22 protein-coding genes and 3 tRNA genes are annotated in these 24,202 nt (G+C 40.2%); 7 read left to right on the forward strand and 18 right to left on the reverse strand.

What is annotated here, in order from left to right; all coding sequences use genetic code 11:
- The first annotated feature begins 67 nt into the window (after positions 1-67).
- Entirely contained in the window at positions 68-952 is an 885-nt protein-coding gene (locus tag ABRT01_RS01600) for a LysR family transcriptional regulator (protein WP_269412473.1), read from the forward strand.
- Between the two features lie 250 nt (positions 953-1,202).
- On the opposite strand, the gene ABRT01_RS01605 is transcribed toward ABRT01_RS01600, so the two are convergent.
- The 10 genes from ABRT01_RS01605 to ABRT01_RS01650 all read right to left on the reverse strand — a co-directional run bounded on the left by ABRT01_RS01605 (position 1,203) and on the right by ABRT01_RS01650 (position 12,395).
- Positions 1,203-2,057 carry a MurR/RpiR family transcriptional regulator gene (locus ABRT01_RS01605; RefSeq protein ID WP_367746150.1) on the reverse strand — a complete coding sequence of 285 codons (855 nt, stop codon included), beginning with the start codon at positions 2,055-2,057 and terminating at the stop codon, positions 1,203-1,205.
- Positions 2,058-2,075: 18 nt separating this feature from the next.
- A complete protein-coding gene (locus ABRT01_RS01610) occupies positions 2,076-3,536 on the reverse strand; it encodes a PTS transporter subunit EIIC (protein ID WP_269411561.1) in 1,461 nt (486 codons plus the stop codon).
- 15 nt (positions 3,537-3,551) lie between these two features.
- Entirely contained in the window at positions 3,552-4,445 is an 894-nt protein-coding gene (gene murQ, locus ABRT01_RS01615) for an N-acetylmuramic acid 6-phosphate etherase (RefSeq protein WP_269411560.1), read from the reverse strand.
- Complete coding sequence (locus ABRT01_RS01620; protein WP_367746153.1) at positions 4,445-5,515, reverse strand: DUF871 domain-containing protein; 1,071 nt, start codon at positions 5,513-5,515, stop codon at positions 4,445-4,447. The genes murQ and ABRT01_RS01620 overlap by 1 nt, the downstream gene beginning before the upstream one ends.
- A 331-nt stretch (positions 5,516-5,846) precedes the next feature.
- Positions 5,847-7,265, reverse strand: a complete 1,419-nt coding sequence (locus ABRT01_RS01625) for an amidase (protein WP_439649433.1) — start codon at positions 7,263-7,265, stop codon at positions 5,847-5,849.
- The gene (locus tag ABRT01_RS01630; RefSeq protein WP_367746154.1) at positions 7,216-7,398 is read right to left on the reverse strand and encodes a hypothetical protein; all 183 of its coding nucleotides are present in this window, start codon (positions 7,396-7,398) and stop codon (positions 7,216-7,218) included. Before ABRT01_RS01630 ends, ABRT01_RS01625 begins: the two co-directional genes overlap by 50 nt.
- Before the next feature lie 439 nt (positions 7,399-7,837).
- On the reverse strand, positions 7,838-8,932 hold the full coding sequence (locus ABRT01_RS01635) for an amidohydrolase (protein WP_269411557.1): 1,095 nt from the start codon (positions 8,930-8,932) through the stop codon (positions 7,838-7,840).
- 246 nt (positions 8,933-9,178) lie between these two features.
- Complete coding sequence (locus tag ABRT01_RS01640; protein ID WP_269411556.1) at positions 9,179-10,288, reverse strand: mandelate racemase/muconate lactonizing enzyme family protein; 1,110 nt, start codon at positions 10,286-10,288, stop codon at positions 9,179-9,181.
- Positions 10,289-10,622: 334 nt separating this feature from the next.
- The gene (locus ABRT01_RS01645) at positions 10,623-11,042 is read right to left on the reverse strand and encodes a GlcG/HbpS family heme-binding protein (protein ID WP_269411555.1); all 420 of its coding nucleotides are present in this window, start codon (positions 11,040-11,042) and stop codon (positions 10,623-10,625) included.
- 366 nt (positions 11,043-11,408) lie between these two features.
- Positions 11,409-12,395 carry a diaminopimelate dehydrogenase gene (locus tag ABRT01_RS01650; protein ID WP_269411554.1) on the reverse strand — a complete coding sequence of 329 codons (987 nt, stop codon included), beginning with the start codon at positions 12,393-12,395 and terminating at the stop codon, positions 11,409-11,411.
- Between the two features lie 205 nt (positions 12,396-12,600).
- Here ABRT01_RS01650 and ABRT01_RS01655 point away from each other — a divergent pair, with 205 nt between their 5' ends.
- Complete coding sequence (locus tag ABRT01_RS01655; RefSeq protein ID WP_269411553.1) at positions 12,601-13,869, forward strand: SulP family inorganic anion transporter; 1,269 nt, start codon at positions 12,601-12,603, stop codon at positions 13,867-13,869.
- 181 nt (positions 13,870-14,050) lie between these two features.
- Here the strand turns inward: ABRT01_RS01655 and ABRT01_RS01660 are convergent, their stop codons facing one another.
- Positions 14,051-14,713, reverse strand: a complete 663-nt coding sequence (locus ABRT01_RS01660) for a plasmid pRiA4b ORF-3 family protein (RefSeq protein WP_269411552.1) — start codon at positions 14,711-14,713, stop codon at positions 14,051-14,053.
- A 398-nt stretch (positions 14,714-15,111) separates the two neighbouring features.
- Here ABRT01_RS01660 and ABRT01_RS01665 point away from each other — a divergent pair, with 398 nt between their 5' ends.
- From ABRT01_RS01665 to pcp, 4 genes are all read left to right on the forward strand, one after another.
- Positions 15,112-15,402: a hypothetical protein gene (locus tag ABRT01_RS01665; RefSeq protein ID WP_269411551.1), complete on the forward strand. Its 291-nt coding sequence runs from the start codon at positions 15,112-15,114 to the stop codon at positions 15,400-15,402.
- Positions 15,403-15,759: 357 nt separating this feature from the next.
- Positions 15,760-16,464 (forward strand): DUF969 domain-containing protein, encoded by a 705-nt coding sequence (locus ABRT01_RS01670; protein WP_269411550.1) that lies wholly within the window; start codon positions 15,760-15,762, stop codon positions 16,462-16,464.
- A gap of 4 nt (positions 16,465-16,468) precedes the next feature.
- A complete protein-coding gene (locus ABRT01_RS01675; RefSeq protein ID WP_269411549.1) occupies positions 16,469-17,422 on the forward strand; it encodes a DUF979 domain-containing protein in 954 nt (317 codons plus the stop codon).
- A gap of 12 nt (positions 17,423-17,434) precedes the next feature.
- Entirely contained in the window at positions 17,435-18,085 is a 651-nt protein-coding gene (gene pcp / locus ABRT01_RS01680; RefSeq protein WP_269411548.1) for a pyroglutamyl-peptidase I, read from the forward strand.
- 355 nt (positions 18,086-18,440) lie between these two features.
- On the opposite strand, the gene ABRT01_RS01685 is transcribed toward pcp, so the two are convergent.
- From ABRT01_RS01685 to ABRT01_RS01710, 6 genes are all read right to left on the reverse strand, one after another.
- Positions 18,441-18,513 (reverse strand) — tRNA-Ala (locus ABRT01_RS01685).
- Between the two features lie 17 nt (positions 18,514-18,530).
- Positions 18,531-18,604 (reverse strand) — tRNA-Pro (locus ABRT01_RS01690).
- A gap of 4 nt (positions 18,605-18,608) precedes the next feature.
- Positions 18,609-18,684 (reverse strand) — tRNA-Gly (locus tag ABRT01_RS01695).
- A 324-nt stretch (positions 18,685-19,008) separates the two neighbouring features.
- Positions 19,009-19,887: an RpnC/YadD family protein gene (locus ABRT01_RS01700; RefSeq protein ID WP_367746157.1), complete on the reverse strand. Its 879-nt coding sequence runs from the start codon at positions 19,885-19,887 to the stop codon at positions 19,009-19,011.
- 450 nt (positions 19,888-20,337) lie between these two features.
- Positions 20,338-21,672, reverse strand: a complete 1,335-nt coding sequence (locus tag ABRT01_RS01705) for a C1 family peptidase (RefSeq protein ID WP_367746158.1) — start codon at positions 21,670-21,672, stop codon at positions 20,338-20,340.
- Positions 21,673-21,826: 154 nt separating this feature from the next.
- Positions 21,827-22,510, reverse strand: coding sequence for an MgtC/SapB family protein (locus tag ABRT01_RS01710; RefSeq protein WP_367746160.1), 684 nt, complete (start codon positions 22,508-22,510; stop codon positions 21,827-21,829).
- 178 nt (positions 22,511-22,688) lie between these two features.
- Here ABRT01_RS01710 and ABRT01_RS01715 point away from each other — a divergent pair, with 178 nt between their 5' ends.
- Positions 22,689-23,585, forward strand: a complete 897-nt coding sequence (locus tag ABRT01_RS01715) for an AEC family transporter (RefSeq protein WP_367746161.1) — start codon at positions 22,689-22,691, stop codon at positions 23,583-23,585.
- A 166-nt stretch (positions 23,586-23,751) separates the two neighbouring features.
- Here ABRT01_RS01715 and ABRT01_RS01720 read toward each other — a convergent pair whose 3' ends face one another.
- Positions 23,752-24,159 carry a GNAT family N-acetyltransferase gene (locus ABRT01_RS01720; protein WP_269411543.1) on the reverse strand — a complete coding sequence of 136 codons (408 nt, stop codon included), beginning with the start codon at positions 24,157-24,159 and terminating at the stop codon, positions 23,752-23,754.
- Positions 24,160-24,202 lie beyond the last annotated feature (43 nt).

The raw sequence follows: 24,202 nt of genomic DNA on the forward strand, positions 1-24,202 counted from the left end.
TCCTTTTAGCTATACCTTATCGTATAATAATTGTACATAACATTTTGAAATATGGGAGGTGGGCATTCTGGATATCAGACAAATAACGTATTTTTCAGAGGTGGCCAGACAATCAAGTTTTACGAAAGCAGCCGCGAATCTGCATATCTCCCAGCCATCCTTAAGCAAAACGATTAAGATTTTAGAATCCGAAATTGGTGCTACTCTATTATATCGAGGCGCCAAACAGCTGGAGTTAACTGATGCGGGTGAGGCATTTTTAGCGAATGCCAAACATGTACTGGAAGCATTTGATAATTTAACGTCGGAATTAAATGATGTGATGGATCTAAAAAAAGGGGAAATTAAAATTGGCATCCCACCAATTATCGGTGCTGCATTTTTTTCCAGGTTGATCAGCGAATATAAGGAAAGCTATCCATCCATAGAAATGCACTTAACTGAAGTTGGCAGCAACAAAATTAAACAAGGGGTAGAAGAAGGCACGCTTGATATTGGCCTCATTTGCAATGTACCCGTTCAGGCAGAAAACCTGGAAATCATTAAACTGGTAAATGATCCATTAATGCTGATCGTGCACAGGGACAACCCTTTGGCAAGGAAGGAAGTCATTGATTTTCCAATTATCAAACATGAATCCTTTATCTTATATCGACAAGATTTCTCCCTGCATGACAGTATTATTGCAGCATGCCAGCAACATGGCTTTTACCCAAATATTGCTTGTGAAAGTTCGCAAAAAGACTTTATGATTGAAATGGTGGAAGCCAAATTGGGTGTTGCGTTATTACCAAGTAAAATTTGCAGTCAAATCGGCAATGAAAACATTACCGCTGTTCCTTTTTGCAAACCCATCGTAAATCTGGAACTAGGCATGATCTGGAAGAAAAATAAATACCTCTCGTACGCCATGCGTGAATTCATTAAGAGATCTAAAGCATTTACGATATGAGTGGGATCGGTTGCAGGTGGCGGGAAAATCGATCGTGATTGGCTTGAAAGGCCCCCGTAAAAAAAGGGGCCTTTCAATATCTTATAGAGGTTGTTCAAAAACTCCGGTGAAAAATGACACTTCGCATTTCTTCGTTGGCTTGCTTTTCCGCTCCTCATGTACCTTTTATGTACACTCCGGTGCTCAAAGCCACGCCGCCTTGAACTGCTCGGTCCTTTTCATCCTCGTTTTTGAACACTCACTTATAGTATTATTCCTTATGAAAAAATGTTTGAATACTTATTTTGGATTCTTTTAACATATTCAAGATTTTCTTCGGGTTTTTATTAATATATCCATAGTACAAAACGTCAATCGTAAATAATTGCGAAACTAATGAGGTGGTTGCTGCGCTTCTTAACATCACTTCTTCTCCACCGTGATGCACGATCGGATAGTCTACCAGTTGCGCCAATGAACTATTTTCATATTGGGTGATACCAACTGTGCGAAACTTTTTTTGCTTGGCAATCTGTACCAGCTTGATAACTTCATTGGTTTCCCCTGAATTCGATATCGCCACAAACATGCATGGATCACCAGCACTAACGATTGAAGAACTCAATAAATGGTGGTCAAGCATATTCACTACTATCTTGCCGATTCGGGAAAATTTTTGTGTAAAGTCTTCGGCAACAACATGTGATGCGCCGATGCCATATACATAAATCGTTGTACAACGGTCAATCAGATTGGCTATAACTTCAACGCTTGCCGTATTTAAATGGTTCGCCGTTTGCGTAATCGAATGATTAAACCGCAAAGCCAATTTTTCAGCAATCAGTGCCGTCTCTTCATTCGGTGTGATATCAGTATATAAGTCTTCATCTACGTCAGAAGCATCGGCGTATAAACGAATTTTCAATTGGGAAAAACCGGATAATCCAATCGAACGGCAGAAACGGACAATTGTTGCCGGGCTGACATCAGCTTTCTGCGCCAGTTTAGTTGTATTGTAATTTACTGTTTCTACCGCATGCTCGAGAATATATTCGCCTATCTTTTTTTCCGCTTTGGAAAGGTCATTTAATTTTGATTTTATTTGTAGGATAATATTTTCTTCCAAAACCGTTCCCTGCCTCGTCTATTTCGTTTCTTTTTGAATATCTTTTGGCACACCGAAGAAGTATGTCACAATGAATCCGCCAATATAACCTGCTACCAATCCTGCTATATACCCCAGCCAGTGTCCATTGGCAATAAGCGGGATAAGCGAAACGCCGCTTGGCCCGATCGCCGTAGCCCCAATGTTGCCAATTCCAGCAATAACAGCACCACCGATACCACCGCCGATACAGGCTGTAATGAATGGACGGCCTAATGGGAGGGTAACACCATAGATTAATGGTTCACCAATCCCCAGAATTCCGACCGGCAAAGCCCCTTTAACAAGTCGCGTTATTTCTTTGTTCTTTCTGCACTTAAACCACAATGCAAAAGCTGCACCAACTTGACCTGCACCTGCCATTGCCAAGATAGGTAAAAGTGGTGTAAAACTATATGAATTAATCATTTCAATATGAATCGGTGTTAAAATTTGGTGTAATCCAAACATAACCATCGGCAGGAAGAATAAACCTAACACAAATCCTGCAAAAACACCGCCAACACTCAGCACCCATGTAATCGCTCCGACCAAGCCACTTGATACCAGACCAGCGATAGGCATGACGATATATATCGTAAACAAACCAACGATCAACAGCGTAATTGTCGGGGTAAAGATAATATCAACTGCATTCGGAATGATCTTGCGCACTCTTTTTTCCACCATAGACAAGATCCAGACAGCAAAGATAACCCCAATAATACCGCCCTGTCCAGCGACTAATGCATCGCCATTAAAAATATTGATAAGCGGGGCTTCGGGATCCATTCCTGTCAACATGGTTACTGCACCGATAACCCCACCAAGACCAGGCGTTGCCCCGAATACATTGGCAGCGTTTATTCCAACAAAGATAACCAAATAACCATATAAACCTTGTTGAATAACCGTTAATGTAGTAATAATCGTTTGCCAGTTATCACCGATATTTCCAGCTTCCAGCATGTTGGATAGGACGGACGCAATACCGCCAACGATACCAGCACCAACAAAGGCAGGTATTAATGGAATAAAGATATTGGCAATCGCTTTTAATACGCGCTTGAAACCGGTGTTTTTGTGTTTTGCTTTCTCCTCTGCTTTCACTTCTTTTGCTCTGGATTCCACCCTTTCCCGATCCGATAATCCCTGTTCCGTATCTCCTGTCGACATGTTTGCCGGAAATGGCTCCCCGAGTCCCACTCCAACATCATCCAGCATTATATTCGCTACTTTACCAGCCGTCCCGGGTCCGACAACTACCTGCAAGTCGCCATCATCTTCTACAATCCCCATGACACCATCAATCGCCCGAATACCCTCTTTATCTACATGACCTTCATCCTTAATGGTAATCCGGACCCTGGTCATGCAATGAGTCAACTTCTCAACGTTCCCCATGCCGCCTATCTTTTCGTAAATCTCTCTCGCTAATCGTTGTTCCTTTGATTCCGCCATCCTCATCACTCCCCCTTAGTCTTCAGAAATTTTTCTTATAAACCCCTTATTTTCCTCCAATTTTTGTTTTGCTTCATCCTTAGAAAGGTTAGTTAAAATCATGACAATCGCCAGTTTTACATTTTTATTTGCCTTATGAAGGAACTCCTCAGCCACCTGGTAACTACATTCTGTCGCCTGCATAATAATCGATTTTGAGCGCTCCACCAATTTATCATTCGTCGGTTTGATATCAACCATCAAATTTTGATAAACCTTTCCTATCCCTATCATGGAAACGGTAGAGATCATATTTAACACCAATTTTTGTGCCGTTCCTGCCTTTAATCTTGTGGATCCTGTTAACACCTCAGGACCGACTGGAACTTCAATCGCGATATCTGCATGTTTACTGATCTCAGCTTCCTTGTTACAAGCAAGGCTCGCTGTTGTCGCTCCAACATTTGCAGCGTATTCCAAGGCACCAATAACATAAGGTGTTCTGCCACTGGCGGCTATACCAAGAACAGTATCTTTATCGGACAATTGAATATGCTTTAGATCTTTTTCTCCTAACGTTCGCGAATCTTCAGCCCCCTCAACGGCAACTGTCATAGCGGGCATACCTCCAGCAATTATCCCTTGTACCATGGATGGATCTGCGCTAAATGTTGGTACGCATTCGGCTGCATCAAGTACTCCGAGACGACCGCTTGTACCTGCACCGATATAAATCAAATGTCCCCCCTGATTAAATGACCTTTTAACCGCTTCCACAACCTTTTCAATTTGTGGCAATTCTTTTCTTACACTTGCCGCCACACCTTGATCTTCCTCATTCATTAATCGTAAGACATCCATTGTCGATAACGTATCTAGGTTCATCGTGTTGTTGTTGCGTTGTTCTGTCGTCAGTTTGTCTAAATCCATTATGTAGCCTCCTTGTTATCGGTTATCTTAAACGTCATGCCACCCTGGATAAAATCAAGTAATGGCAAATCTTTATAGACAATTTGTCCTATCACATTCACTTTTTCATCAGGTGACAGTTCCTGTTTTACAACTTGTAGTTCCCCTTTATATCGCTTATATCGATTATTATCGATAGTAATGCTCCCTTTTTTGCGTAACACCGTATTTTCAGGCTGAATGGTATCATTTTTATGAGCAGCCCTTGAATGTGCGCTACGGATAACATCTCTCGCAACATCCAATCGATTTTGGTGGTCTTTATAAATGTATGAATCCCATTTCCGATGAACAGACGTTGCGTGCATTAACAAGATCTTATGTTGAAGATATTCAGCAAATTGTTGACTAGTTTTATTTGTCAGGCCTGGATCACCAATATACACATCATCTATCATATAGTCCTGCATAAGCGACAACGAAGAAGAAAATGGATTTTGGCACCGATGAATTTCTAGTGTTGGCAATGTTTCATATAACGGTAAACGTAACCTCCCATCCCCAGGAGCAAATGCAGCTATTTTTAAGCGCTTATTCTTTAACCAGGTATTTTTTTCATCAAACCAGTTTTCATCCAAACCTGTATCTGGTCTCGGATAATAATTATGCCAAGCCTCGATATTACTAAAATCCGCTTCGTTTGCAACGAGTTGTTCGTAATCGGCTTCCGTTAATGTGCTGGCATTTAATCCAACAGTAAGATAGCGCGATACATTCGCCATTGTTTCCACATGAATGCCGTCGTCCATTCGCAAACCCGTGATACCACTTTCAAAAATTTCCTTGGGATTGTTTAAGGAAAGTCCAATCTGCTCTAATGCATCACCTGAAATATCGATCATCAGCTTCAGCTTCCTTGCCTTGACTATCTCCAACAGAGAATTCAAGCGCTCCTTGTATCTGGAGACGTCATCTTCAGGGATGTGCAGTGATGTAAAAACTCCTTCAAACCCGATATCGACCATGCGTTTTACATAATCTCCCTTTTCCGGTGACCAATCTTCAGTAAGAAAAACGGAAAATCCAAGCAATAAATCCCCCCCCTTTACTCATAGCATTTTTTACTGCTAAATATTACATTTGAAAACCCTTTCATAATTATTTTACAACATGTGAAATTAAATTTCAATATCAAACAAAAATATTATATAAATTGAATTTTTATTTCATTTTACATCATTTTTCAACAACCCCCATCACAAATCCAAGCATTAAAATACAGCACAACCAACAGTTGGGACTGCAAATTGTGCTGTAAACATGGATCGACATTCCTGTTAAAGGACCAATAGATAAGGTGATTCGATATATTTAACCAGTATTTTGAGAAATTCTGCTGCGTCGGATCCATTTCCCTTTCTTCTATCCCTGCTCCAAAGCATAACCAACATTTAATACAAGCCCTTCTTTGAATGCCGGTCCCATAATTTGCAGGCCGACTGGTAATTCACTTTTATAGCCACATGGTACGGAGAGCGCAGGCAGCCCAGTTAGGTTCCCTGGTCCGGTAAAGCGCACGATATTGTCCATGAGGTCTACTCTTCTTCCATTAATTTCTGCATCATCCTCCCCAATTTTTGGCGGTAACATGGGTAGCGTTGGGAAAATGAGGACATCGACTTTTTCAAAAGCCTTTTGGAAATCTTGTTTCAATTGTCGTCTTACTTGCTGTGCCTGAAGATAATCAACTGCTGACGGTATTTCTCCAAGTTCGAATAACAGCCGGACATCATCACCAAAATCATCTGGACGCTCTATTAGATTTCGATGATGAACAGTCGATGCCTCTGTTAAAGCCGTTATCATTTCTGCCCATTCACTGTATTGGAGGGTGGGTATTTTTATCTCGACGACTTTTGCCCCTTGATCAACCAGCCTTTGAATATTTTTTCGAACCAATGCTTCAATTTCTGCATCTACCTGATGGAAAAAATATTCCTCATTTACACCGATAACCAGATCTTTCACATTACCGGTCAGTTGTTTGGTATAATTTTCAACAGGAACATTTAACACAGTCGAATCATTTTTATCAAAACCGGCGATGACTTCGAGTAATCCCGCAGCATCTTTGACCGTTTTTGTCATCGGTCCGATATGATCAAGTGACCAAGATAATGGAAAACAACCATACTTACTGACCAGTCCGTATGTGGGTTTTAAGCCGACAATACCACAAGCTGATGAAGGAATACGAATGGAACCGGCTGTATCCGTGCCTAACGAAGCAGCGCTCATATCAGCAGCAACTGCAGCACCAGATCCACCACTTGAACCTCCAGGAATATGCTGTAAATTTCGCGGGTTCCTGGTTGGTCCAAAATGTGGGTTGTTGGTGGTCGCACCCCAAGCATATTCATGCATGTTCAATTTTCCAGTCAAAACCGCTCCGGCCTCTCTCAACTTTTTTACAACAGTCGCATCATAGTCCGGGACAAAGTTTTGGTGGATTTTCGAACCTATCGTTGTAACATCATTTTTAATGTACAAGTTATCTTTAATGGCCATGGGAATTCCATGATACATCCCACGATAATGGCCAATCCGTATTTCTTTGTCCGCCTTTTCAGCAGCTTCTACCGCTTCTTTTCGCGAAAAACTAATGTAAGCATTAATCTCCTTGTTTTTTGTCTCCGCATGATCCAATACAGCTTTAGTTAGTTCAACCGAGGAAATCACCCTTGTTTCAAGTAGTGGTGCCAGTTCTTCAACTGATTTCGTGATCAACGAATTACTCAACGTGATCACCTCCTGGGATATTCCGCACCGCAATGTCTGCATCGTCTATCTTGGCGTTTTCCAAATTTCCCTTTAATTCCTCTAATGCCTGCCAGCGGGATTCTAACACGTTTACATGTCCCTCCCCAATTTGAATGCCTTTGCTTGTCAAAATTTGTTCAATCGACAAACCCAATCCATTCAGCTCCTTTTTTTCGTTGTCCATGATTATAATGCAAGTACGATTGGTTAGGAAAATTTGCTATGTTGATGAGACGAGGTTTTATATAAGTTATCCAATCATCATACCAATTCATATCTATGTCCTGTCCGAAGAAAATATGCGAAGGTTGTAGGTAGGATAAGGATGGTTAATAGACTACTGGAAAAATAACGATCAGCAAATTTCTCTTCTTACTTTGCGAACTTACCCTGCTACATGAAATGATGAAATATTTTACGGCAGGTTTGGCAGTTTTTACAGCGGTTTTCACTATTTTTACGGCGATTTATCTATTTTTATCGGCGGTTTCTGCACTTTTTACGGCGATTCATTTTTTCGGTAATGTAATTTAATCCGGTTGTTCCGCTGTTTTCCTCTTCATAAAAAAGAGGGACAGACTTAGAAACCGTCCCTATGCTTCTATGCAAGCTTCGACCAAAATATTAATTCCGTTTTCGATCGCTTCTTTATTAAAGGTCATTTGTGGGTGGTGAAGACCCGGGGTGACGTCTGCTCCAAGTGCCAACATGGTCGCCTTGATGTTCGGCCGCATTAACGTATAATAGTGAAAATCATCTGAACCTGGTGTAATAATCGTTGGTTGGGTGTGTTGTTTTCCTAAACTTTCCACAATCGCGTGATGCATGATGTCTTCTGCCTCTTGATTAATAATCGCTGCCGGAACATCATCATCCAGCGAAATCTCAATTGACACATCATAAATGGATGACAGATGACTGCAGATGGTTTGAATTTTTTCTTTCATTTTATCCATTACATCATTGGTTTGGGCACGTACATCAAGGCCGAATGTTGCTTCCCCCGGAATAATGTTTAAATTATCATTGCCTGCATGAAAATTGGTCATTTTAATTGTCGCCGGTATTTGTGGAGCGGTATGAATATGTTGCAGCTGTTGCACGATTGCTGTTCCCACTTCTACGGCATTGACCCCTTCGTGTGGACGTGCTCCATGGTGATCCACACCTTTAATCTTCCCTTTGACAAATAGACACGCGCCGTGTTGAATACCTGGCGCGCAATCCGGAAAATCGATCTCACTATAGGGGCGCACATGGACACCAAATAAATAATCCAAATCATCCACAACACCCTCATTGACGACCCGAACCGCACCATTTCCCTGTTCCTCAGCTGGCTGAAAAATTGCCCGTACCGTTCCTTTCAGCTGATCCTCCATACCCTTTAACCGATGCATAACACCAGTCACAATCGTCATATGCGCGTCGTGACCACATGAATGATTCGCTTGTAACTTGCCATTGACTTCTTGCAGAAGTGCATCCATATCGGCGCGCAAGCCTATTTTTGGCTGCCCGTTGCCAACTTCCACATAGAAACCGGGAATAAACTGAAATGCAACTGGTTGAAATCCAGCATTTTTAAAGTGGTTCATCAAATAATTGGATGTGTTTACTTCTTTTAAACTTACTTCTGCGTTTTCATGCAAATGTTGCCATAATGCCTGTAATTCTTGTTTTTGCATCGTGTTGCCTCCAATCAACATTTCCAGAGCCGGTTAGTTAGTCATTCTTTCATATGTTAGGGTTGACTGGTATCTATCCCATTAACAAATGATGTTCTTGATTGTGGGAAAACCTCTATCAGCGATTTTCCTGCTTTTATCAGCGGTTTTAGCTCTTTTATCAGCGGTTTCAGCTCCTTTATCGGCGATTTTACCACTTTTATCAGCGCCTCCAGCTAGTTCGCCGAAATAACTTGTATCCAGCTTTTAGCTAAGTTCTTTGTGTTTTACGGCTAGTTGTTGTAATGCGTTCATGTCCACCGTGATGCCCAGGCCTGGCTGATCAGTTATATTCACGTGTGGCAAGGTATAGCCTAGATTACCGACATCGGTTGAAAATTTAGTTGGGCCGGACAGTTCGGTTGAGACAATATTTTGCTTAGATAAGGCAACGTGGAATCCTGCCGCTGATCCAATGCTGGACTCAACCATGGATCCGATTTGACACTTAATACCAAACAAGTCTGCCTGTGTAGCAAGCTTGTATGATGGATAAATGCCGCCACTTTTCATCAGCTTAATATTGATATAATCCACCGCCCGATGTTCGACAAGGGTGCGCAAATCCTGTGAGGTTACTAAACTTTCATCAGCCATTAATGGAATGGAACTTGCCTCCTTTAATTCCTTGAACATGGACAAGCTTTCCTGGGCAATCGGTTGTTCCACCCAAGAAACATGAAATGGTTCCAGTTGCCGGATCATCTCCTTGGCAACCTGTACACTTTGCCAGCCCTGATTGACATCAACACGAATTTTCACCCGGTCCCCAACAGCTTGACGAACAGCCTGTACTCGCGCAATATCTTTAGTATGGTCAATTCCGAGTTTCATCTTAATTTCTTGATAACCTTCTGCAACCGCAGCCTTCGCTTGTTCAGCAAGTACTTCTGGTTCCAGAATACTTAATACTTTTGGGATGACTGGTTGTTGTTCTTTTCTGCCACCAAGCAATGTATAAACTGGCAGGTTGCTGTATTTTCCTAAAATATCGTAGCAGGCAATATCAACCGCAGCTTTTGCAGCCCCATTACGTACCAATTCCCGATCCATCATTGCATGGATGTCCTGAATATTTCCAGGATCTTTTCCTAACAGGGCGGGGACCAACTGATGCTTTAATGCCGCAAAAACGCTATGTACTGATTCCCCTGTGACATGTTCATCGGGTACACTCTCCCCAAAACCAACAATCCCTTCATCCGTTTCAATCCGAATAATGATTGCCGGCATCACATCGAAGGACGTATATGAAATAATGAATGGCTCTTTTAGTGGTAATTCTATTTGAAACACATCTACTTTGCTTATTTTCATCTATATTCAGCTCCTTGTTAAATGCACCGTTTACATGTTGTTATTTACAAGCTATACCAAACCACAGATCGTGTCAATGGTTTCTATCAATTACTATCTTTCTACTATAACACCCTTAAAACAGAGCAAAAAATTGGTTCACCAGGGATTTTTAATAATTAGAACATATATTACTTAGTTGAATGTAATCGTATGTTATTATTCGGATAACATACAAAAGGATCCCACCATTTTACAGCGGGATCCCTTTTAAATGAATGTTTTGATTACCGGTTCCAGATTGCAGTTGATGTTTGACTGAATCTCATTGATATTAGCGTTCTAAGGTTATATGCTAAGCGTTAAATTTTTCGTTAAACACTTTAACTGCTGCCTCAGAAACTTGGACATCATTTGCCACCGAACTTCCACTAACACCGACAGCACCAACTACTTTGTCATCCTTCACCAAAGGAAAACCACCACCAAACACGACAATCCGGCCATTGTTAGTTGTATTAATCCCGTAAAGTTCAGCATTTGGAACGGTCGCCTCAGCCAAATCCCCGCTAGGCATCTTCAATGCAACGGATGTCCATGCTTTATTGTGGGCAATGTCTATACTTGCAAGCCAAGCGTCATCCATGCGATGGGTTGCCACCAGATTTCCGTCCTCGTCTAGCACCGTAATTACCATTTGTACTCCGATCTTCTTAGCCTCTTCCTCTGCTCCAGCAATCAAGTCTTTCGCCACATCCAAATTAATAATCCCCAATGAAACATCCTCCTTTTTAAAAATACAAATGTAAACCAATGACTAAACAATTGGCTTCGCTTTTACCTTGTTGTTTCCCGCCGTTTTGCAAATGCAAACAAGCAACATTTTTATTGTATGCTGGAGTGTTTGGAAAAAGACTATTAAAAGATTTCGAGACACACGCATATTGAGTCCACTACTTTGCTAACAAAATCGATAGGGTATTCTTTATATAAATAGATAAAGCCGATGAAACGAATGTTGACTTTCCCGGCAGCTAAAATCCACGGTCTTTTTTCTAAACAAAATCGTTCATTTTGGTTGAACGAACGTGCTCAAATAAAAAGCCACTGATCGTCAGTGGCTTTTTAAGTGTTAAGTGTTTTATAAATAGTCCTTGCGTAATTCTTCCGGCGTCTTCGGTGAAATGTAACCTGGTGCGACATCATACACCGTTTTCGCTCCGTGTTGCCCGTCTTTATTTAAGCGATGGGCGGCTCGGGCATATGCTACCAGCACGCTTGAGGTAAACCCGGGATTGCTGTCCAGCTTCAAACTGAATTCAACGATCTGATTGTTGCCGTCACCGGTTTGTCCACTCCGGATGACAAAACCACCATGAGGCATGGCAGAATGATCCCGCTTCAATTCTTCCTCGGTAATAAAGTGTACGGTTGTCTCATATTCGTCAAAATAGTTCGGCATTGTTTTAATTTCCTGCTCAATTCGTGCTGTATCTGCCCCTTCCTCTGGGACAATATAGCATGTCCTTGTGTGACGATCGCTATTGGATGCCTCCGGATTTTCCCCATTTCTGACTTGTTCCATTACTTTTTCTGAAGGTATGGTATATTGTACACCATTCTTCACGCCATCAATCCTTCTTACTGCATCGGAATGTCCCTGGCTCAAGCCTTTACCCCAAAATGTGTATGTTTTACCCTGCGCCAACACTGCTTCAGACATCACGCGATTAATGGAAAACAATCCTGGATCCCAGCCAACCGAAATGATACTGGTTGTTCCGCTTGCCTGTGCAACTTTATCCACCGATGCAAAGTATTCCGGAATTTTAGCATGTGTATCAAAACTATCTACCGTATTAAACATCTTTGCAAAAGCAGGAACCTGTTCAGGTAAATCCGTAGCGGAACCGCCACACAAAATCATGACATCAATTTGCTCCTGGTATTCCTTCGCGTCGTCAATATGTAAAACCTTTACGTTTGGATCATTCACTTTTAATGTTTGTGGGTCTCTTCGGGTAAAAATAGCGACAAGCTCCATGTCTGGCTGTTGTCCAATTGCCATTTCTGCACCTTTTCCCAAATTACCGTAACCTACAATTCCTACATTGATCTTTTCTCCCATCAATCCTACCTCCGATACAACAGATTATTTTTATATTTTATCGTTTTTAAGGGTAATGTGCAATCATTGGGTAGTATTCAAATAGAAACTGTGGAGTACATGCCGTAGATGATATCACCAGTGAAGTCTTTGTTCGCCGGCGTCATAATTTATTAATAAATAGAATAATGTACAAGTATACCTGTACTATTCGGAGGCTTTTCCCATGATTTTTAAAATAATGCCCGGACTAAAACAACTTGTCCATTATCATCTTTCCTATTTACCAAATGATCTTACCGCTGGGATGGTGGTTGCCTTTTTATTAATTCCGCAAAGTATGGCCTATGCTGTCATCGCCGGTGTGCCAGTAGTTTTTGGTTTATTCGCTGCTATTTTCCCTGTCTTAATTTATGCCTTATTTGGTAACTCAAGATATTTAAGTGTAGGTCCGGTCTCAATTGCATCCCTGTTAGCCTTTACAGGTATTGCGGCACTTGTAAAGCCCCATTCGTCACATTTTTTCACCCTAATCATTCTGTTGACCTTAATCGTTGGCGTGGTGCAACTGATGTTGAGTCTCATTAAGTTTGGTTCCTTTTTTGATTATATTTCACCCGCTGTAATCAGTGGATTTACGTCAGCCGCCGCTGTTATTATTGCGATAACCCAAATTCCGGCAATTATGGGGGTCAGCTTGGCATCATTTCAAAATATTGCCGATTACCTTCTTGAAATCACTTATCACCTGCACCAAGTAAATATTTTCACAGTGATTCTTGGATTTAGCAGTCTATGGTTACTGATCATTTTAAAAACCAAATTTCATACATCACTAGGGCCACTAATCGTTATCGTAGCATCAATCATTATCGTCTATTTTTTCCATTTAGAGCAAAGAGGAGTCCAAATCATTGGAGGCATCCCACGGGGGTTACCAAGTATTTCTTTGCAACTTCCAACATTTGATACATTCTTATCATTACTTCCAATTGCTTTCATGATTGGTTTTATTTCGTTCGCTGAATCCTATTCGGTTGCCAAAACACTGGCTGCAAAGAAAAATGAACAACTGAACCCGAATCAGGAATTGCTGGGGTTGGGACTAGCTAATCTAACCAGTTCCATTGTTGGTGCCATTCCAGTGGCAGGAGCGATTTCGCGAACAGCGGTTAATCATCAATCAGGGGCTAAAAGCAATTTTTCTTTATTTGTTGCGGCAGCATTTGTCTTGATCACACTGCTTTATTTAACTCCTCTATTTTATTTTTTACCAAAAGCAACACTCGCTGCCGTCATTATTGTTGCAGTCACCAACCTGATTAATGTTAAGGATATGCGTTATTATCTGAAACACGCGCCTTTCTTGGCGATCATTATGCTTTCAACGTTTCTCGCTACATTAATGATTGATATTTTTGTTGGATTAATGATTGGTATTTTTCTTTCACTGTTGTATACGTTTATCAAAACAAAGCTATTGCATGTAACCTAGCTTTTGGTAAAAGTGGACTTGAATTAGAAATTTTACCCCGGCTCCATTGACACAAAAAGCCACTAATTAGTTTCAGTGGCTTATTTAAATATTATAAATGGGGAGAAGGAAAACACATTAAGTGAGCCAAGAAGAAGGATCCCCTGTCTCACCCAAACCGGCAAGACAGGAAACCAATCGTTTATTTACTTTTCTTATATTTAATAGACTTAAGCATGTAATTGATAAACTCCGGATCATATTCTCGGAAAAACTGTTCATTAGCCCATTCTTTCATATCCTTATGGTCCGGATGGGTTTCATTTCGATAAGCTTCAATAAAATCCTCATATCCAGGAATTCCACCAACATCTTCTGGAGGTGCAGTTTCCGCTCCATCGATCAGAATTGGATACCCATACTTGTAATCTTCTAAAATTTTCTCCAGTGTAATAATAAATTGCCAACCATCACCGTAGTCATAAAGATAAGGTAGTTCCTTGTATTTCTCCAAATACTTATCAATTTTGATTCCTGAAGGCTTGCGGACTACTGTTTTTAAGTTTTCCAGTTGCATATCCACAAACTCCATGTTTTCAGGAGAAGCATTCTCATACATCTTTAATTCGATTTCCTTCCGATTATTCATAAAATGCTTATGCTCCTGATAAGCTTCCTCATCGTTGGTCACACTTATATTTTCCTGTGGCAAATCAAATGCATATAAATGGTATCCATGAAAATTTGTTACTGTTTGGATCACATCATGCAGCCGCTTAAATGTTGCATCCGCTGGCATAATAACGCGACGCCAAATTGACGGGTCAGTGCCAATTAGTTCGATTTTAATTTGATATGCCTTCATTTATACTACCTCTTTTCTGTTGGATTGCCTGAATTTCAATGTTTCAGAACACTATGTACCCCGTGTAATAACCATAGTCTCTTGTCCGCTGATACTATCAAAAATCCTCGTTAAAAAATATTTCCCTTCAACACAATAGGTAAAATGGCATTTTTACTATTCACGAACAACCTTATTTATGCATGGTATATCCATTAACGACCAATTTTAAACTAGCAATCTACAGACTTGTCCTTCTCCCATATTCAATTTTCATTAATTCTTATGAATATTCCCTTATCCCATACCTGTTTTTAGCCATCCTAGCCTATCCTCATATTAACCCTAAATTCACTGTAATTTTATTGTAGGTTTTTGCATAGTCTTGTTAAAGAACCTCTATAAGGAGATGATACATCATGAGTGACGAAAAGCATGAGAAACATCAAAATCAAAAGAAAGATAACTTCATTAAGAGCACTTCCAAGGAAGCAACAGACCTCTTCGGTAATACTGTTGATTCAGCTGGACGTATCATCAAAACCGTTTCCGGAGAAGGTGGCCTTGTCGGGAAAGCAACCGATGCCTCTGGCCGAATTCTAAAGGGTGCAGCCGGAAAAGCTAATGACGTAATCGGAAAAACTTCCGAAGCACCTGGAAAACTATATAAAAAGGCACGGGGAAATCACGAAAAAAAACATAAAGAATAACGTTTTGGGGCGGAGAATAGTTTCTCCGCCCCATTTTTTAAAGTGTTGATTGCAAAGATATTATATGACACTTAACGTTACTTTGAAATGAAAAATTCATTGTTTTTCCTTTTTATCACGCTAGTAATTAAAGACATATTACACCCCTTATTTTGCATGCTCCACATTAACCCCACTGAAGCTAAGAACCCTCATTGTTTGTTTCATTGTGTAAATACTCTTCTTTTTTATTGAGTAGACAATCGTTTAAGAAGGCTCTATATAAATACCATTTTCTTACTCTTGTCGTAATTGTTGAATTATAGTAGAATAAGATAAAACTTTTCAAAAAAATTACGTTAAGAAAGCGGGTTTTATATGGTATTAATTGGAGTTGCCTTAATTGTGATAGGATTTGCGTTCCGTTTGAATTCATTGGTTGTAGTAACTGTCTCAGGATTAATTACAGGCCTTATTGGCGGATTATCAATCACGGACATTATTACGCAGTTCGGTGAAGCATTTACAACGAATCGTTATATGTCGATATTAATCGTTACACTACCAGTCATTGGGCTATTAGAAAAAAGCGGGCTACAAAACCAGGCGGCAAAACTTGTATCAAAAATCAAGGCTGCTACTGCGGGGCGTATTATCAATATTTATCTACTCATTCGTGAAATCGGTGCTGCGCTCGGTCTTAATAGTATTGGTGGACATCCTCAAACAGTCCGGCCATTAATTTCTCCGATGGCTGAAGGAGCTGCAGAAGCAAAATACGGAAAAATTCCTAAAAAGGACAAAGAAGACATTCGAGCCCATGCCGCAGCAGCTGATAATATTGGATTATTCTTTGGAGAGGATATTTTCGTGGCAGTCGGTGGAATTCTTTTAATGAAAGGATTCTTTGACCAAAATGGGATTGATTCAGACCCAATTATGATGGCACTCTGGGGCATTCCAACAGCAATTTTTGCATTTATTGTCCATTCGATTCGACTTCATCGATTTGATAAAAAACTGAAACAGAAATTTAGTCCTAAAAATGCAAAAATCCGAAACGGAACAACAATAAGGATGTGAGTGCATGATCTTTTCGGTTGAATTCATCTATATTATAATGGGAATCATAGGTTTATGCTGTTCATTTTATACGTTTATGGATAAAGCAAATACTCACAGAATCCAATCTGGGTTGTTCTACTTTATTTACGCCATTACACTATTATTCGGAAAAGTGATACCCCCCTTTTATATCGGTGTATTGGTCATTATTATGGTCATTATCGTTGGTATGGGTGGGCTTCGTAAAGGTGAATACGGTGAAGCGACTGAGCAGGAAAGAGAAACTAGCCGCAAACGTTTAGGAAATCTACTATTTTTGCCAGCGTTACTAATTCCGATTTTAACGGTAATAGGTTCAAAACTATTAGGCGGAATAAAAATTAATTCGATGGTATTATTTGATCCGGAAAACCCGACACTGGTGGCATTAGGATTGGCTTGTATCATCGCCATTATTACCGCGATGGCGTTAACAAAAAGTACGCCACGAACAACCATAAAAGAATCGCGACGACTTCTGGAGGCGATTGGCTGGGCGGTAGTATTGCCACAACTACTAGCAACGTTAGGAACTATATTTAACAAGGCTGGAGTTGGAGAAGTTGTTTCGGATGTAGTTACCAAAGTTATTCCTGAACATTCATTATTCTGGGGTGTATTTGTTTTTCTTATCGGGATGGCGTTATTTACGCTTGTAATGGGAAATGCCTTTGCAGCGTTTCCAGTTATGGCAGCAGGGGTAGCAATTCCATTTTTGATCAATAATTTTAACGCGAATCCAAACCAGATAGCGGCAATTGCAATGTTTGCCGGTTATTGCGGAACACTAATGACGCCAATGGCAGCGAATTTCAATATTGTTCCAGCAGCGTTGTTAGACTTGAAGGATAAAAATCATGTCATCCGTGTACAAGCCCCAACCGCACTCATTGTTCTCGGTTTCAATATTATTCTGATGTATTTATTAATAAGATAGGAGTATTTTTCAATGGTAAAAAAAGTATTACTAACAGGGTTCGATCCATTTGGCGATGATAAAATAAATCCTGCACTTGAAGCAGTGAAACAATTGGAAGGAAAGATATTGAGTGGGGGTTTGGAGATTATTACCCAAGAGGTTCCCACTGTATTTCATGAATCAATTGATGCAGTAAAAAAAGCTATTGACACACATAAACCTGATGTCGTTATTTGCGTGGGACAAGCTGGCGGCCGTACACAAATCACCATGGAGAGGGTTGCTATCAATGTCGACGATGCGCGTATTCCAGATAATAGGCAAAAACAACCAATAGATGAACAAATCGTCGAGGATGGTCCTGTGGCCTATTGGTCTACATTACCGATCAAACGGATCGTTCGCGACATGCGAGAAGCAGCTATTCCAGCAGCTGTTTCCAATACAGCCGGCACTTTTGTTTGCAACCATCTTTTTTATGGATTGATGAACTATCTGGCAACGGAAGCTCCGAAAATACGTGGAGGCTTTATCCATATTCCCTTTATTCCAGTACAAACCGCTGATAAAGATGCACCAAGTTTAAGTCTGGAGACGATTGTCCGTGGGTTGGAAATTGCTGCCGTCACCGCCGCAAATGAAAAAGAGGATATTCGGGAAATAGGTGGAGCGATACACTAGGGGCAGGAAGGTGATTTTCTTGTCCTGACTTTTTCCGACAATGCTTATGGAATATAATCAGCTACTCAAGTGATTTCCCTTCATATCAGATTGACCTTATGCCCTAGCGTTCAACTTTCCCATCGGCTTTATGTCTTATCCGTTCCAAATCATGCGGTGGTCTTCTTCACTAAAGGTAGTACACTTTAATAGACATGAAGTGCAGATGCTACATTTCCATTGAAGTCTAACCTTAGATTATGAAAAAATGTTGCTTGGAAAACATTAAAGACTCAAAAGCAAATGAAAGCAGAATCAGCAAACTTATAAAGGTAAAACGACGAAGGATAGTATATCACCTTCGTCTTTTCATCGATGGAGCCTAGCGGGATCGAACCGCTGACCTCCTGCGTGCAAAGCAGGCGCTCTCCCAGCTGAGCTAAGGCCCCTTATTTTTTTATAATAATCGGGAAGACAGGACTTGAACCTGCGACCTCCACGTCCCGAACGTGGCGCTCTACCAAGCTGAGCCACTTCCCGCACTTGGAGCGAAAGACGGGATTCGAACCCGCGACCCTCACCTTGGGAAGGTGATGTTCTACCAACTGAACTACTTTCGCAGCATCAGAAGCATTGATTTCAACAAAGAAAATATTAATACGAATGATGAAAAATGTCAACTTGCATGCTTAGGTATTACTTAAGTTTTGATATACACCTAAGTATCTCGACTCTAAATTAAAATAACGACATAAATCCAGAGATTGCATGTGATTTGAGAGCACGTTTCAAAATGGAAAACCAAAAGCAGAAACGAGGATAGTGTTTAATCACCGTATCCCCTAGACAACCAGGTTTCATCAAGTGTTCCAATGGTTTAAAAAAGATGGATCCAAAAACTTAGCCTTCATGTTTTGGATCCATCACATTCAATCCGACAATTTTTACAATTGCTTAATCTCCTGTTCAGACAAGCGGGTCACTTCAGCAATCAGTTCAATGGACATCCCTTTTTTCAACATCTCACGTGCTACTTCTTTGGTTCTAATTTCTTTGCCAATTTCTTTCCCTTTCTCAATTCCACGCTCTTCATACGAAATCGGTAACTCCATTATTTTTTCCGCATCAGGCAACTGTTTGATTTCCTTCGCCATTTCTTCTTCCTCCTTTTCAGACAGTATTAAATAGGTCTCGAAAAAGCCATAAATTAATCTCTCACGTGCCGGGTCCAATTCCATTCGGGTCATCATTCGTAAAAACTCGATTTTCACCTGTACTTTTTCTTCCTTTTTATAACCCATTTTACTCAATAATGCCGCGGCTGCTGGATTGTCAGACTTGATATAGTCTCTCCAGTTCTTTTTACGCAAGTGTAGCGTCAAATATTGAAACGTTAACACATGGGCAAACGGAAATTCCATCGTATATTCATCACGTTCCCACTTTTCGCTATAACTAAATATGGCTATCGGTACAATAGGCTTCTGGTATTTATTATACATCAAACTGAAATAACGAAACATCCGCTCATGAAAATTATCTTGTTTTTCGTTTTGCGGTTCAATGTGAACGATAATGACGGTATCTGTACCCTTTAGTTTCGTTTCAACGATAATATCCAGTCTTCTTGTATTCCCTTGGATTAGATCTGTGTAAACTTCTTGCGGATAAGGTTGGATCGAATGAAAATCAATATTGTGATGAATGTCAGGAAAAAATGCTTCCAAAAATTCTTCAAAAAATGTGTTGATTAATTGTTTGAATAGTTGGTCATGTCTGGTGTAGCCGGGGGATTCTTCTTTTACTACTGTGGTTACTGTCAATACAGCACTTCCTTTACGAGGGTATGAAGTAGGAGGCCAAGGTTCTAAATCTATTTTTAATATATCAGAAAAGAAAAATAAGAACAAGCGTTTTTTCATAATACATCAAAAAAGTTATAGTTACCGACAAAAATATTACTTATACGTGAGGTTCCAGGCATTCAATGGAACTGGGCTAGTACAACAATAAAAAATATTTTTTCTGCATTTATTGAAGTTGCTTTACCATTACCCTTACCATATTGATCCATACAAAAAAGGCCGGCAACGATAGAATACTTGCCAGCTTTTTTTGCATAAAGTGAAACTTCATCGTGCAATCAGGAATATACGGACTGTTTACCTTTCACGTTTTATGTTTACTCACGCTTAGAGGCGGGGGTATTATTACAGCCCGTTAATGCGTGATAAATCCCCACTACACTAATTTTCATTCTCGAAATGGTATGTTTATTTCATCAAAGCCAATGAACCCATCGGATCCCACGGCTCTAATACGATTGGTTCTTGCTCCCAGGCATTTTTTAGCTGGTCTGAAAGGAATTTCTTGTTAATAACAACTTGATAGGTATACTCATCCATCCAATCATCACTCATTACGAAATAACCCTTGTTGCCTACCTTTTCTCCCCAGCTGTTTTCAACCTTCCATCGGTTAGGTTTGTCATCTACAAGGTTGACACCTGTCAGCACCATCGCATGTGTTAGCATTCCATCATGGTAATCAAGACGCTCGGCTTTGGACATCTTTGTAGAATAGCCCAAAGCTTTTTCATAATCGTACAAAGCCGTATCCATGACACCGTCTTTACGATTGGAATCCTGCCCAACATCACAGCCGAACCAGACGCTTTCCTTATCTTTTATTTGCTGAATAGCGAGGTTTTTCAATGTCTCCATATCGACATTTAGATATTTGATCGGCGTACCTCCAACTACATTTCCCAAATATTGTACCGTGTAGGTTTTTCCATAAGGTTTATCTTGTGTTGGTGCATGTATAATGCTCACGTAGTCGTTTAAATCAACGTCAACATATTTTTGGAAAAATGTCTGCGGTGTTAAATCTTGTTCCCGATGAAAGACCTCCGCTTCATCCCGATATTCAAAATCAAATGTTTTTGGTGGTTCGCCCAGTGCGTAAACAAGCAGTTTATACACTTCAGAGAGCATATCGGCTTTTACCTGCTGCAAGTTATCTTTTCCTTCTTGCTGTAATTTGCGGAGTTGGATCGCGTCTTTGCGTGATTTTGCATTCAACAGATGATTTAATTCGCTCGATTTTCTGCTATGAAATGTTTCTGGCATCACCTTTTTAGGCACTACACCGTATTTTTCAATTAGTGAAACAAACATATCCCACTGTCCACCGTCTTGTTGCGGTGTTGTCAGCAACCAAGCTACCAATCTACCCTCAAGCGGTTGATCAGCTGTTTCCAAAATATTTTCATAGAAATAGTTTGCTTTTTCAAATTTATCCCAGAAGTTCACATAGTTTTGTGACAGCTCAAAGTCTTTGAGATTAAATTGCTTGTTAAGCTTATGCGAAAAAGTATTTAACGCAGCAAACATCCAGCAGCGACCGCTTTGCTCCTGGTTAAACGCTTTACCTGTATCCAGTTCTTCGGAAAACACTGGATTCATTTCGATGGATGAAGCCATATTTTCTGTTGCAGCTTGAAAACCGTTTTTCTTGATGGCGTGCATGATGACTTCACTTTCAGGGTGATCATGGATAGCTTCTGAAAGCTCGTTGATCATATCTTTGGAAATGTTTTCGGACATTTGGATTCCCCCCTCTTGATGATATATTTTTATTGTATGCCTATTGGAAGTATAGTTCAAAAGTTTAATATAAATGACATGTTTAACTTAATGTCTGTCTTTGGGCTAAAACAAAAACGCTCCAGTTTAACCATTTCCTGTTTTGTTTCCGCCTTCATTCTCTGATATCCATCGTCTCCACGCCCTCGATTTGCGATAATTTCATATACAGGTCAGTGGCTTTTAATTTCCCTGTAATGTTAACCTTTAGCACAATTAAAAATGGCCTGTCCTTACTTTCCTTGATCCGGATTTTTTTGATCGAACGAACTTCTTTTTCGACTTTGGCAATCACATCTGGTATGTCCCCCCGATCCTTCACCCCAATTCTTAAAGTCAAATCCCGGGAATGAAAAAATCGCCTCTTCACACGATTACTTAACGCTGGAAGCAATTCCACACTGCCCATCAACAACACCACGCCAACGATAGATTCCACATAAAAACCCGCACCGGTTGCCAGCCCAACCCCAGCAGCACCCCAAACCATTGCTGCAGTGGTCAACCCGGAAATCGTGTCATCCTCCCTCCGCAAAATAACCCCAGCACCCAGAAAACCAACACCGGAAACAATTTGTGCTGCCAAACGAAGCGGATCCATTCGAATCGTAATATAATCCGAATCAGGAAATATGTATGCCGACTGAATCGAAACAATGGTCAATAAACAGCTTGTAATCGAAATAACCAAACACGTCTTTAATCCCAACGGCTTCCCCTTATACTCACGCTCAAGCCCAATCACCAAACCGAGCACTGCGGAAATCACCAGCCGTAATAGCATTTCATAATCAAACATAGATATTTCACCCCATTGAAAGGAGATATTTCAATTTTCTTATTCCTAAATTCAACCATATTTATCTGAAAAAAACAAGGAAAGGTTATGGGACGAGTGAGTCAAGTTGCACAGTCTGCCCATCTAACACAAATATGATACACTATTCCTTAGTTTGATTAGATGGAGATGTTTGTTGATGGGTTTGTTTCTTAGTGTAATTTTGCCAATTATGGCGGTGTTTGCTTCAGGGTTTATTTTACAACGGATGCGGGTGTTGGATGTATCATCGGTGGCGGCGGTTTCCTTATATATATTGTCACCGGCGTTAGTATTTACTACTTTATATGATGCAGAATTTGATCGTGGCTTTTTGGTCGTACTCGTATTCATGTTTCTTCTATTTTATGTCATGGTGTTATTAAATAAAATCCTGGCAAAAATTTTCAAGTGGGATCGAAATACAGAGAGTGCATCCATTCTGGCAACAGGTTTTATGAATTCAGGTAATTATGGTTTACCAGTAGTGCTGTTCAGCGTAGGCGAGGCAGCTGTACCGTATGCGATTTTTATTATGGTGATTCAATCGTTGCAAAATAATTTCTTTGGAATCTATTATGCTTCAAGAAGTACGAGTGGAATGAAACGGGCGCTCCTAAACGTGATGAAAATGCCAACCACGTACGCAGCAATTCTAGCATTTATCCTTCATTATTTTTCAGTTGGCATTCCAAACGCTATCCATTCTACCTTGTCCATGGTTGGAGATGCTGCCATACCGGTCATGATGATTATGCTTGGCATGCAGCTTGGTTCGATAACAGGTTTGAAACTTAACTGTCAAGTTGTTACCTCAGCAGTAATACTAAAAATGATCGCAGCGCCAATTATTGCTTGGGCTTTTGTACTAATTGTCGATGTTGATCCTGTTATCGCGGCAGTGCTGATTATTATTTCCGCGATGCCAACCGCTGCAACAACGACTATGTATGCCATCGAGTTTGATACCGAGCCAGAGTTGGTGTCTAGTATTACATTGATTGCCACATTGGCCAGTGTTGTGACGCTGAGTGTGTTGTTGAATATTGTGGTGTAAAATAGATTTTGTTGGTAGTCTTAATGTGTGGTTGATAAAGTAACCCTTTTTTACCATACGCATTTATTTAAACATCATTAACCACTAAATAATCCCTATCTGTTTTACGATAGGGATTAAACAATTACTATTTACAAACATCAAAATAAAAGATGATACTATTATTTCAACTATCCAACAATTCTATTAACCCTTTTGTATTCATCCCCATCATATCAAACTTTCCTTCCGACCTTATATGCATGAATCCGTGTTTAGCATAAAAGCCCTCGGCACTTTTAGTTGATTCTACAGTAATCAAAGAACAGCCAGACATTTGGGCAACTTTAGCGCAATTATATAAAACCGAACTCATAAGAAAACTTCCATAACCCTGTTTCATATAATTATTGTCTACACCTAAATAATGAAGCCTGATCGCAGGAATCTCTTTAACTTCATGGGGAAGGAACACATTTAATTCTTCTCTTTTGCTCTTATTGATTTTAACTACATTGTTAAATAATGAATAGAAGCCAATTAAATTTTTATTTCCATCAAGAACCAAACGTGTTCTGACCACATTCCTTTCCATTAATTCAAGTGATTCCTCTTGTAGGAATATTTGCACATGGTCA

The organism is Lentibacillus sp. L22, assembly GCF_040812445.1.
GTDB classification, from domain to species: Bacteria; Bacillota; Bacilli; order Bacillales; family Amphibacillaceae; genus Lentibacillus_C; species Lentibacillus_C daqui.